Genomic DNA, 11,711 nt, shown 5'->3' with positions numbered 1-11,711 from the left:
ACTGCGTTTCGCGCCCGTATCCATTACACCGTCCTGATAAGACTTCAGAAGGTGTAAACCTTATTCAGGGCGAGACACTGTAAATGAAAAAGCCCCGATCGAAAGATCGGGGCTTTTTTTTGAGTTTCAGATGGATCGAGTGGGCCTCATCGCAGGCGGCCAGCTCTCACAGTTTGATTTGAGAATACCTTCACGTGTGGGAGCTGGCTTGCCTGCGATGAGGCCGTCACATTCCCCCAAAAAGTCAGGAAGCCATCCCCAGTTCCCGCTTGACCATCTTCGCCAACTTCACGCTATCAATCGGCTTGAGCAGGAAATCCACCACGCTCAAATGCATCGCATCAATCACATCCGGCGCTTCTGCATCCCCCGACACCACGATGATCGGCAATGCTGCGCGGGTAGAGCTGCGTACTTTGCGGATCAATTCCAACCCATTACTCGGCGCCATGCGCAGATCAGTGATCAACAAACCGATGGAGCTGCTCGAGCTCAGCAAGTCCCACGCAGACTCGCCGCTGTTGGCGGTCATGCAGCGAATACCGTCCAGCCCAAGGATCTCCGCCAGCAGTTCACGCGCGTCTTTGTCGTCGTCAACAATCAATACGCGTTGTGGCGGTAAATCAGGCTCCAGCATTACGGCGCTCAGCGCCTCGCGCTCGTCATCACTCAAAATATCGTGGTCGGACATACGTTTCTCAGCAATTCTCGTCAAACTCGCAGCACTCTCGTCACACTCGTCAGACATCTGCGGAAGGGCGATCAATGTGCACTTCGTCGGAAAGTTTGCCTAGTGGGCGTTCTACGGGTTTTGTACGATAGTCATGTAAGGCTTTTCCCTAGTTCGGTGCGAATTTCCTCTACCTAGACTTACGTCCAATGGGCACCCGCCGCGCGGGGGTCGACGATGACGGCTGATAACGACAATAAAAATGCGGTCACTGTTATGAGTAAAGCTGATGCTTTTACACAGGCGGGAAAAACCGCCGTGTTGCAGAACATTCACGGCACCCTGCAATTCCTGCAACGCTTCCCGCCGTTCAACCAGATGGAAAACGCGCACCTGGCGTTTTTGGTGGAGCAGTGCCAACTGCGCTTTTATGGCCCAGGCGACAGCATCCTCAAGCCCTCGGGCGGGCCGGTTGAGCACTTCTATATCGTCAAGCAAGGCCGGGTGGTCGGTGAACGGCCGCTGCTGAATCAGGAAGGGGCCGAAACCACCTTTGAAATCACCACCGGCGAGTGCTTCCCGCTCGCCGCGCTGTTGGGCGAGCGCGCCACCCGTACCGAACACAAGGCCGCCGAAGACACCTTCTGCCTGCAACTGAACAAGCCGGCCTTCATCAAGCTGTTTGCCCTCTCCAGCGCGTTTCGCGATTTTGCCTTGCGCGGCGTCAGCAGCCTGCTTGATCAGGTCAACCAGCAGGTGCAGCAAAAAGCCGTGGAGACCCTCGGCACCCAATATTCACTGAACACCCGCCTGGGCGAATTGGCCATGCGCCATCCCGTCTCCTGCAGCCCGAACACGCCGCTGCGCGAAGCGGTGACGCTGATGCATGAACAGCAAGTGGGCAGCATCGTGATTGTTGATGAACACAAAACACCCTTGGGCATCTTCACCCTGCGCGACCTGCGCCAGGTGGTGGCCGACGGCACCCGCGATTTCGATCAGGCCATCGAACATCACATGACCCAGGCGCCGTTTTTCCTGACGCCCGACCACAGCGCCTTCGATGCCGCCATCGCCATGACCGAGCGGCACATTGCCCACGTGTGCCTGGTCAAGGATCAGCGCCTGTGCGGCGTGGTGTCGGAACGCGATCTGTTTTCCCTGCAACGGGTCGACCTGGTGCACCTGGCCCGTACCATCAGCAATGCGCCCAGGGTAGAAAACCTGGTGGCCATTCGCGGTGAGATCGGCCAACTGGTGGAACGCATGTTGGCCCACGGCGCATCGTCCACCCAGATCACCCACATCATTACGCTGCTTAACGATCACACCGTGTGCCGGGTCATCGAACTCACCCTCGCCGAGAAAGGCGACCCCGGCGTGCCCTTCAGCTGGTTGTGTTTCGGCAGCGAAGGGCGGCGTGAGCAGACGCTGTTTACCGACCAGGACAACGGCATCCTGTTTGAGGCCAAAGACGCCGCCCAAGCCGCCGAAATTCGCGGGCGGCTGCTGCCCCTGGCGCAGCAGATCAACCAGAGCCTGGCGCTGTGCGGCTTCAGCCTGTGCAAGGGCAACATCATGGCCGGCAACCCAGAACTGTGCCTGTCGCGGGCTGAGTGGGCGCGGCGGTTTGCGGCGTTTATCCGCGAAGCGACGCCGGAGAACCTGCTGGGGTCGAGTATCTATTTCGACCTGCGGGTGGTGTGGGGCGATGAACAGGGCTGCGAACAATTGCGCCAGGGCATCCTTGATCAGGTCGCGGATAACCGGCTGTTCCAGCGCATGCTCGCCGAAAACGCCTTGCGCCAGCGCCCGCCCGTAGGGCGCTTTCGCGAGTTCGTGCTGACCCGTAAAGGTGGGGAAAAAGCCACGCTGGACTTGAAGGTGCAGGGCCTGACGCCCTTTGTCGACGGCGCACGCTTGCTGGCCCTGGCCAATGGCATCCACGCCAACAACACCCTGGAGCGCCTGCGCCAACTGGTGGCCAAGGAAGTCATCGAGCCGCTGGACGGCGCCGCCTATGAAGAGGCCTACCATTTCATCCAGCAAACCCGCATGCAGCAGCACCAATTGCAAACCCGCGAGAACCAGCCGTATTCCAACCGCGTTGACCCCGACAGCCTCAACCACCTGGACCGGCGCATCCTGCGAGAATCCCTGCGCCAGGCCCAGCGCCTGCAAAGCAGCCTGACATTTCGGTATCAGCTGTGAGTTTGTTCGGCTGGCTGCGTACGAAAAAGCCTGGGCTCGACGCAGTGCAACAGCGGCGGCTCGAGCAATTGCCCACACCCGGCGCGCTGGGCGACGGGCCATTGCGCAGCCAGCGCTGGGTCGTCGTGGACCTGGAAACCAGCGGCCTGAACCTCAACCGTGACCAGGTGCTGTCCATCGGCGCCGTGGTCATCGACGACGGCGCGGTGGATTTTTCCCAACTGTTCGAACGCACCCTGCACCGCGCCGAAACAAAACTCAGCCCCAGCGTGTTGATTCACGGCCTGGGGCCAAGTGCGATTGCCGCCGGCAGCGACCCGGTGGAAGCGCTGCTGGATTTTATGGAGTTTGTCGGCGACAGCCCGTTGCTGGCGTTTCACGCGCCGTTCGACCAACACATGCTGTGCCGGGCGCTCAAAGACAGCCTGGGTTACCGCTTGGCTCATCCATTTCTGGATGTAGCCGACATCGCCCCGCTGCTGTGCCCCGACGCCAACATTCGTGAAGCCGGGCTCGACGACTGGATCAGCCACTTCAAACTGCAGGTCGGCGAACGCCACCACGCCAGCGCCGATGCCTTGGCCACGGCCGAGCTGATGCTCATCCTGTTCAGCCGCGCCAGCCGCCAACACATCGACAGCCCGCAGGTACTGCAAGAGCGCTTGAGCCAATGGAAACGCCGTAAACAAACGCCCACTTTCTAATGGGGTGAGCGGGCCTCTGTGGCCGGTGGGCTTCTGTGGCGAGCGGGCTTGCCCCGCGTTGGGCTGCGCAGCAGCCCCAAAACCGGATGGCCTGATTCCGACTGATGCACCGCGGCGTACTTGCTGGGGTCGCTTCGCGCCCCAACGCGGGGCAAGCCCGCTCACCAGACGAGCCAGCTCACCACCCTCGGCAGTCGCTACCCGACAAACGCCAATTGCGCCCGCCTTGCGCCTCTGACACAATCGCGAATAATTCTCGTTAGTTTAAACTCTCCGTTTATTTGGTGATGCCTTGTCGTCGGCCCAGACCCCACGCAGTGAGCTTGTTGGCGCGTTGTATCGCGACCATCGTGGCTGGCTGCTGGCCTGGCTGCGGCGCAACGTGGCGTGCCCGAGCCGCGCCGAAGACCTGAGCCAGGACACGTTCATCCGCCTGCTGGGCCGTGACGAGCTGCGCGAACCCCGCGAGCCGCGCGCGTTTCTGGTAGCCATCGCCAAAGGCCTGCTGTTCGACTACTTCCGTCGCGCCGCACTGGAACAGGCCTACCTCACCGAACTGATGCTGATCCCGGAAAGCGAACACCCCTCGCCCGAAGAACAGCAACTGATCCTCGAAGACCTCAAGGCCATCGACCGCCTGCTCGGCAAGCTGTCGAGCAAGGCCCGCGCCGCCTTCCTCTATAACCGCCTCGACGGCCTTGGCCACGCAGAAATCGCCACGCGCCTCGGCGTGTCAGTGCCGCGCGTGCGCCAATACCTGGCCCAGGGCATTCGCCAGTGCTACATCGCCCTGTATGGCGAGCCGCTGTGACCGGCGCCAAACCGGTCTCGGCCCGCGTACTGGATGCGGCGATTGCCTGGCAACTGTCCCTTGATTCAGGCGACGGCAGCGCGGTTGAGCGTGAGGAGTTCGACAAATGGCTGGCAGGCCATGAAGAACACGCCCGCGCCTGGCGCCAGTTGGGCATGCTCGACCAGCGTTTCAGCGCCGCCTCGGGCCCGGCGCGGGCGGCGTTGTTGCACTCGCGCGAGGGTATTCGCCAGCGTGTGCGCAAGCTGGGCAGCGGCCTGGCGAGTGTCGCGCTGGTGATTGGCCTGGCATTGTTTGCCGGTGAACGCTACGTGCCGATCCACTATTGGCTGGCCGACCAACGCACCGCCACCGGCGAGCAGCGCACGCTGAAACTGGCAGACGGCACGCTGATCAACCTCAATACCCACAGCGCCATCGACGTGCGCTTTGATGAAAAGCGCCGACTGATCGTGTTGCAGGAAGGCGAAATTCTCGTCGAAACCGGCCACAACGATTCGCGGCCCTTTTATGTACAAACCCGCGACGGCAGCCTGCGGGCGCTGGGCACGCGGTTTATCGTCAAGCGCGAAGACGCCGCCACGCGCCTGAGCGTGCTGCAGTCCGCCGTGGCCGCTCAACCTGAGGCGTTGCACCAGGAACAGATCTTCAAGGCAGGCCAGCAAGTGCTGATGCGCAGCGACGGCCTCGGCCCTGCGCTGGCCGTCACCCCCGCCACCGACGCCTGGACGCGCGGCATGCTGGTGGTCGACAACGCTCGCCTGGGCGATGTGATCAACGAGCTGAGCCGTTACCGCACCGGTTATCTGGGTGTGGATAAAACCGTGGCCGACTTGCGCATCACCGGCAGCTTCCCGCTGCACGACACCACGCTGGCGCTGAATGCCCTGCTGCCGACCCTGCCAGTGCAGATCAAGCAGCACACGCCGTGGTGGGTGACGGTTAAGGGCAAGCCTTAGGACCTGCGGTGCTTGGGCAATGGCTATCGCAGGCAAGCCAGCTCCCACATTTTGCTGAGTGAACACCGTCAATTGTGGGAGCTGGCTTGCCTGCGATAGGGCCCCAAGGAACACCCCAAAAAAATATTTTCACCCCGCCCTATCACTTTTCGATTCTCACTCGGCACCTAGGCAATTGAGAAATATTTCCATTCAGGAGCCTTCCCCATGTCCCGCACGCTCGACACCCTGTTGCGTCCCAGCCTGTTAACCCTGGCCATCGCCCTCAGCGTCCCGCTGGCCAGCACCTCGCTGATCGCCGCCGAACAGGCTTCCAGCGTGCGCGCCTACAACCTGCCGGCTGCACCGTTGGCCACCAACCTGAACCAGATCGCCAGCCAGGCCGGCCTCGCGCTGACGCTCAACCCAGCGCTGGCCGCGGGCAAAACCTCGGCCCCGGTTAAAGGCCAGTTCGATGCACAGGGTGCGCTGCGTGAAGCGTTGCGGGGCACCGGGTTGCAGTTGGAGCAGAGCAGCGCCGGGACGTTTACGCTGGTGGCGATTCCGGACGGTGTAGTGGCGCTGCCGCAAACCAGTATCACCGGCCAGGGCGACTTTGAAAGTGCATGGGGCCCCGTTCAAGGCTACCTGGCCACCCGCACCGCCGCAGGCACCAAGACCGACACCGCACTGGTCGAAGCACCGCGCTCGATCTCCGTCGCCACCCGCCAGCAGATGCAGGACCGCAACGTCCAGAATCTGGATGACGCGGTTAAATACATGCCCGGCATCGTGTCTTCCAGCTACGGCAGCGATACCCGCTACGACTGGATGCGCGTACGCGGTTTCGAACCCACGCAATTCCTCGACGGCCTGCCTCTGCCGCGCGGCGTTTACGCCAACCCAAAAGCCGAAACCTGGAATCTGGATCGCCTGGCCCTGTTGCGTGGCCCGGCGTCCTCTGTCTACGGCCAAACACCGCCAGGCGGTTTGCTGGACATGGTCAGTCGTCGTCCCAGCGCTGAATCCAGCAACGCCATCCAGGCGCAATATGGCAGCGACAACTACCGTCAAATCAACTTCGCCAGCACCGGCAAGATTGATGATGAAGGCCAGTTCCTCTATGGCCTCAGCGGCGTAGTACGCGATGCCGGCACTCAGGTCGATCACATCGACAACAAGCGCTACAACATTGCGCCGAGCCTGACCTGGAACATCGATCCCGACACGCAGTTGACCTTTCTGTCGCAATTCACGCGCGACGATACCGGCACCACCAGCCAGTTCATGCCGATCCAGGGCACCAAGATCAAATCGCCGCTGGGCGAGGTTTCCCACCACAAAAACCTGGGCGACCCGGACTACGAGTTCTACGACCGCACCTACTACGCATTGGGCTACGCGTTCGAACACCGCTTCAACGATACCTGGCAGTTCAAGCAGAACCTGCGTTACACCAAATCCGAGTTGGACTTCCAGCAGTTAACCGTAGGCTCCTTTGCCTACTCCCCCGCTGATGCGGCGGGCAATATCAGCCGGTCTACCACTAACGTTGACGAAAGCATTGGCCAGTTTGCTGTGGATAACAACTTCCAGGCCGACTTTGCCACTGGCGATATCACCCACACCTTGCTGCTGGGCCTGGATCATCAACGCACCGATACGTCTTATCGCGCGATCTACGGCCTCGCGTCCGGCACCAATATTTTCAACCCCGTCAACACCCAGCCAACGCTGCGTCCGACTAACAGCGCCTTCTACAATTACAACCAGAAAACCGTGCAAACCGGCCTCTATGTTCAAGACCAAATGGCTCTGGACAAGTGGCGCCTGACCCTGGGTGGCCGTGAAGACTGGGTGCATCAGGGCACCACCTATTTCAACGATAACGATGCGACCAACACTGACCGCATCAGCCATTTCAGTGGCAATGCGGCGCTGAGCTATGTCTTCGACTCAGGCGTCGTACCGTACGTGTCTTACGCCGAATCATTCCAACCGGCGAGCAACGCAGATACAAATGCGCTCAAGACGTTTAAGCCGACGGAAGGCAAGCAATGGGAAATGGGGGTCAAGTACCAGCCGCCCGGCTCCAATACGCTGCTGAGCGCGGCGGTCTATGACCTGACCCAAAAGAATGTGCAGGTGACCACCCTCGGCGCGGGGAACCAGCAAATCAACAGCCAGACCGGCGAAGTGAAGGTCAAGGGCCTGGAACTGGAAGCCGTGTCTGACGTGACCGAGAACCTCAAGGTGATCGCCGCCTACACACTGGCCAAGTCCGAAGTGCAAAAAGGCATCTACAAAGGCAATCGCCTGACCCTGATGCCCAACCAGCAAGCTTCGCTGTGGACCGACTACACCTGGCACAGCGGCGTACTGGATGGCTTCGGCATCGGCTTCGGCGCCCGCTACACCGGCAACACCTACGGCGATCAGGCCAACACCTGGCTGGGCAAGGCCAACGCCTACACCGTGTTCGACGGCGCGGTGCACTACGATCTTGGCCGCCTGGACAACAGCCTCAAAGGTGCGTCGGTCAAACTCAACGCCACCAACCTGTTCAACAAGGATTACCTGTCTACCTGCGACGGCAACTACTGCTACTTTGGCGACCAGCGCAGCGTCGTTGCCAGCGCCACTTACCAGTGGTGATCGGCTGAGTTAACAGCCAGGCCGTCCTCCGGGGCGGCTTCGGCATGTCTGAAGGCTGGAAAATGAAAAGCAAAACCATCCGCCGCTGGTCCTTCATCCACACCTGGGCCAGCCTGATCTGCACGGTATTCCTGCTGTTGCTCGCCCTCACCGGCCTGCCGCTGGTGTTTCACCACGAGATCGACCATCTGCTGGGCAACGAGCCCGAACTGGCGCAGATGCCGGCCGACACGCCACAGCTCAACCTGGAACAGCTGGTAGCCAAAGCCCAGGCCCATCGACCCGGCGAGGCGCTGCAATACCTGGCCTGGGACGAGGACGACAAGAACGGCGTGATCGCGATCATGGCCGCCACCGCCGGTACCGAGCCCAACGCGTCCCACACCTTCATGCTCGATGCGCGCACCGGCGACGCCGTGGAAACCCCGGCGGCCAACGGCGGGTTGACCCTGTTCCTGCTGCGCCTGCACACCGACATGTTCGTCGGCCTGCCGGGCAAGTTGCTGCTGGCGTTCATGGGCATTTTGTTTGTGATGGCGATTGTTTCGGGCACGGTGCTGTACCTGCCGTTTATGCGCCGGTTGGAGTTCGCCACCGTGCGCAAGGACAAGTCCACGCGCCTGCGCTGGCTCGACCTGCACAACCTGATCGGCGTGGTCACGCTGACCTGGGCGCTGGTGGTGGGAGTGACCGGCGTGATCAGCGCCTGCGCCGACCTGATCATCGCCGCCTGGCGCCAGGACAGCCTCAGCGCGATGATCGAACCCTACAAAAACGCGCCACCGTTGACCCTGCGCGCGCCGGCCACGGACCTGCTGACCATCGCCGCCAAGGCCGCGCCCGGTATGCAACCGGACTTCATCGCCTTCCCCGGCACGCGCTTTTCCAGCGAGCACCATTACGCGGTGTTCATGAAGGGCGGCACGCATTTGACGTCCCACTTGCTCACGCCGGTACTGATCGACGCCAGCACCCTGGCCGTCACCGCCATCGCCGAACGGCCGTGGTACATGGACGCCATGGGCATGTCCCAGCCGCTGCATTTTGGCGACTATGGCGGCATGCCGATGAAGATCCTGTGGGCGGTGCTGGATGTGCTGACCATCATCGTGCTGGGCAGTGGGGTGTACCTGTGGATTGTGCGGCGCAAGGCGGCCAGGGCATGAAGCCGCGCCAGTCGAATTTCTGGAAGGTATTTGGTGCGCCGCTGGGGATTGGCCTGCTCAGTGCAGCCGGGTTGTTTGCGGCGTTGCTGGGGGATGGGCTGTGGGATTCGCTCAGCTGGGTGGGGTTGGGGGTACCGGCTGCCGTCAGTGTATGGGGGTTGTTTAAGCGGCGCGGCTAATGGCGCTTTCGCAGGCAAGCCAGCTCCCACCTTTGAGCGGGTTTACAGATCAAAAAGGTGGGAGCTGGCTTGCCTGCGATGAGGCCCTCTCAAACACCAAAATTCCTGCTCGCCAGCCACCGAGCAACCCTCTAGGCTAGCCACAGCCCATTTCGAGGAATGCCCATGTCCGCCCCCAGCATGACCTTGTTTCATAACCCCGCCTCACCCTTCGTGCGCAAGGTTCGCGTGTTGCTGGCCGAAACCGGCCAACAAGACCGCGTGACCCTGCAGGACTGCATGCCAACGCCGGTCAACCCGGATGCGCAACTGGTGCAGGGCAACCCCGTGGGCAAGATCCCGGCCCTGCGCCTGGCCGATGGCAGCGTGTTGCACGACAGCCGGGTGATCCTCGACTATCTTGACCACCAGCATGTCGGCAACCCGCTGATCCCCCGCGACGGCTCGGCCCGCTGGCGCCGCCTGACCCTGGCCTCGATGGCCGACGGCATCATGGATGCCGCCGTGCTGGTGCGCTATGAGACCACCCTGCGCCCGGCGGAAAACACTGGGACCAATGGCTGGATGAGCAACGCAACAAAATCCGCCGCAGTGTCGCCGAGCTGGAACAGGACGCCGTGGCCGAGCTGACCAGCCACTTCGATATCGCCGCGATCAGCGTGGCCTGTGCCGTGGGTTACCTCGACTTCCGCCACCCGGACCTGCAATGGCGTGATGCCAATCCCAAGCTTGCCGCCTGGTACGCCGAGGTCAGCCAGCGGCCGTCGATGCAGCAGACCCAGCCGCCCCTCTAACGCCCACCTTTCTCCACTGTGGGAGCGGGCTTGCCCGCGATGTCGGAGTGTCAGGCGGCGCATCGCTGACTGGCCAACCGCTATCGCGGGCAAGCCCGCTCCCACAGTAGCCGGCGGTGGCCGCGTTGAGATAAGTGATCAACTGCTCCCTCATCTGCTGATCTTCGCGCAAACCGATCATTGCACCTCCTCCAGCTCAAACCTCAACGGCGCTTGCACCTGACGCTTGCCCACGCCATACCAGTCCAGTTTGCGCGTCAGCACCATCACCGTGCCCAGCAGGCCGAACAGCAACAGCGAGCCCATCAACAGCGCGTAATCCTCGGCGCTCAACAGCCCGTACAACAAGCCGTACAGTGCCGCCAACCCCGCCGAAAACCCCAGCCCATGGTGGATACTGCGCAGCACGTGGCACACGTAAAAACCGATCAACAACACACAGGCACTCGCCGATATCAGGTAAGCCAAGGCAAACCCGATGTGCTCGGACAACGACAGCAACAGCAGGTAGAAAAACGCCAGGGCAACCCCCACCAGCGCGTACTGGATCGGGTGTACCGCCAGACTCTTGAGCACCTCGAACAGGAAGAAACCGGCAAACGTCAGGGCGATAAACAGCAGCGCGTATTTGATTGCACGGTCGCTCTTGAGGTACTGGTCCACCGGGTCGATGAAGTTCACGCCGAAGCTGCGGCTGTTGAAATCGTCACAGACTTTGTCGACCGAACAGCCGCGCAATGCTTCTTCCAGGTTGGTGGAGAAAAACGAGGTCTGCCAGTTGGCGGTAAACCCCTTGTCCGTGACGTCGCGTTGAGCCGGCAGGAAGTTGCCGATAAAGCTCGGGTGCGGCCAGTTCGAGGCCAGCGACACCTGGCTGGTTTTACCCACCGGCACCACTTGCAGCTGCTCGGTGCCTTGCAGGCGCAGGTCGAAAGCGAAGTCCAGCGTGGCCGGTTTTTTGCTGTCCTGTTCCGGCAACGCCACGTGCACGCCCTCCCCCAGCCAACCCACTTGGGTACCCGGCGAAAACTCCAGGCGCTGGCTGCCCAGTTCAAGCTTCAGCGCGTTTTCAATGCCACGGATATCGCTGATGCCCACCGCCAGAAACGCCGGCTCAAACGTGTAATCGGAGAAGTCTTCCTTGATGCCCAACTGCTCAGGCAAGACAAAGCGCCCGCTGATGCGGTTGTCGGCATGGAACAGCCGCGCCTGATAGATGCCGCGCGCGCGCAGTTCGGTTTGCACCTGGCCGTCGAGGGCGAAATGCTCCGGCAGGAAATACAGACGACCGCGCACTTCACGGGTTTCCTCGTAGCGCTTGTTGAGTTTTTCATTGAGCTTCCACTCGCGGACAATCTTGCGATACGGCACCACCATCACCGGGCCGGTGAGGCGCTGGCTGTAGCTGGAGCTGCGGGCGATATCTTCCAGCACACTGTCCCGAGCGTATTGGCGGTCGGCGATGATGCCGTTGATCATCAGCAACGGAATCAGCAACAGCAGGATCAGCAGCGCAATCGCGCCAAGTTTGAAAAGCAGGCTGCGGTTCATGGGTGTCTCCCTGTTTTGATGGGGAGAGTCTG

Annotated in this window: 9 protein-coding genes and 1 pseudogene; 8 read left to right on the top strand and 2 right to left on the bottom strand. The window is 61.5% G+C overall.

Going from position 1 to position 11,711, the window contains the following annotated elements; genetic code table 11:
- Positions 1 to 244 precede the first annotated feature (244 nt).
- Complete coding sequence (locus ACP7A2_RS05700) at positions 245 to 691, bottom strand: response regulator (protein WP_348057442.1); 447 nt, start codon at positions 689 to 691, stop codon at positions 245 to 247.
- A gap of 255 nt (positions 692 to 946) precedes the next feature.
- Between ACP7A2_RS05700 and ACP7A2_RS05695 the strand changes: the two genes are divergently transcribed.
- The 8 genes and pseudogenes from ACP7A2_RS05695 to ACP7A2_RS05660 all read left to right on the top strand — a co-directional run bounded on the left by ACP7A2_RS05695 (position 947) and on the right by ACP7A2_RS05660 (position 10,128).
- Complete coding sequence (locus ACP7A2_RS05695; RefSeq protein WP_426133432.1) at positions 947 to 2,881, top strand: putative nucleotidyltransferase substrate binding domain-containing protein; 1,935 nt, start codon at positions 947 to 949, stop codon at positions 2,879 to 2,881.
- Positions 2,878 to 3,585 carry a 3'-5' exonuclease gene (locus ACP7A2_RS05690; RefSeq protein ID WP_375066575.1) on the top strand — a complete coding sequence of 236 codons (708 nt, stop codon included), beginning with the start codon at positions 2,878 to 2,880 and terminating at the stop codon, positions 3,583 to 3,585. Before ACP7A2_RS05695 ends, ACP7A2_RS05690 begins: the two co-directional genes overlap by 4 nt.
- 292 nt (positions 3,586 to 3,877) lie before the next feature.
- Positions 3,878 to 4,396 (top strand): RNA polymerase sigma factor, encoded by a 519-nt coding sequence (locus tag ACP7A2_RS05685; protein ID WP_375066574.1) that lies wholly within the window; start codon positions 3,878 to 3,880, stop codon positions 4,394 to 4,396.
- Positions 4,393 to 5,355: a FecR domain-containing protein gene (locus tag ACP7A2_RS05680; RefSeq protein ID WP_426133431.1), complete on the top strand. Its 963-nt coding sequence runs from the start codon at positions 4,393 to 4,395 to the stop codon at positions 5,353 to 5,355. Before ACP7A2_RS05685 ends, ACP7A2_RS05680 begins: the two co-directional genes overlap by 4 nt.
- A 207-nt stretch (positions 5,356 to 5,562) precedes the next feature.
- A complete protein-coding gene (locus ACP7A2_RS05675; protein WP_426133430.1) occupies positions 5,563 to 7,989 on the top strand; it encodes a TonB-dependent siderophore receptor in 2,427 nt (808 codons plus the stop codon).
- A gap of 62 nt (positions 7,990 to 8,051) precedes the next feature.
- A complete protein-coding gene (locus tag ACP7A2_RS05670) occupies positions 8,052 to 9,155 on the top strand; it encodes a PepSY-associated TM helix domain-containing protein (RefSeq protein WP_426133429.1) in 1,104 nt (367 codons plus the stop codon).
- Positions 9,152 to 9,334 (top strand): hypothetical protein, encoded by a 183-nt coding sequence (locus tag ACP7A2_RS05665; protein ID WP_426133428.1) that lies wholly within the window; start codon positions 9,152 to 9,154, stop codon positions 9,332 to 9,334. The genes ACP7A2_RS05670 and ACP7A2_RS05665 overlap by 4 nt, the downstream gene beginning before the upstream one ends.
- Positions 9,335 to 9,499: 165 nt before the next feature.
- Positions 9,500 to 10,128 (top strand): annotated as a pseudogene (locus ACP7A2_RS05660) (glutathione S-transferase).
- A gap of 177 nt (positions 10,129 to 10,305) precedes the next feature.
- On the opposite strand, the gene creD reads toward ACP7A2_RS05660, so the two are convergent.
- A complete protein-coding gene (creD, locus tag ACP7A2_RS05655; protein WP_426133427.1) occupies positions 10,306 to 11,679 on the bottom strand; it encodes a cell envelope integrity protein CreD in 1,374 nt (457 codons plus the stop codon).
- Between the last annotated feature and the right edge of the window lie 32 nt (positions 11,680 to 11,711).

This window comes from Pseudomonas sp. PWP3-1b2, from assembly GCF_049896045.1.
Classification (GTDB): Bacteria; Pseudomonadota; Gammaproteobacteria; order Pseudomonadales; family Pseudomonadaceae; genus Aquipseudomonas; species Aquipseudomonas antarctica_B.
The sequence above is the reverse complement of the archived record's forward strand: the minus strand, read 5'-3'. Positions and strand labels throughout refer to the sequence as shown.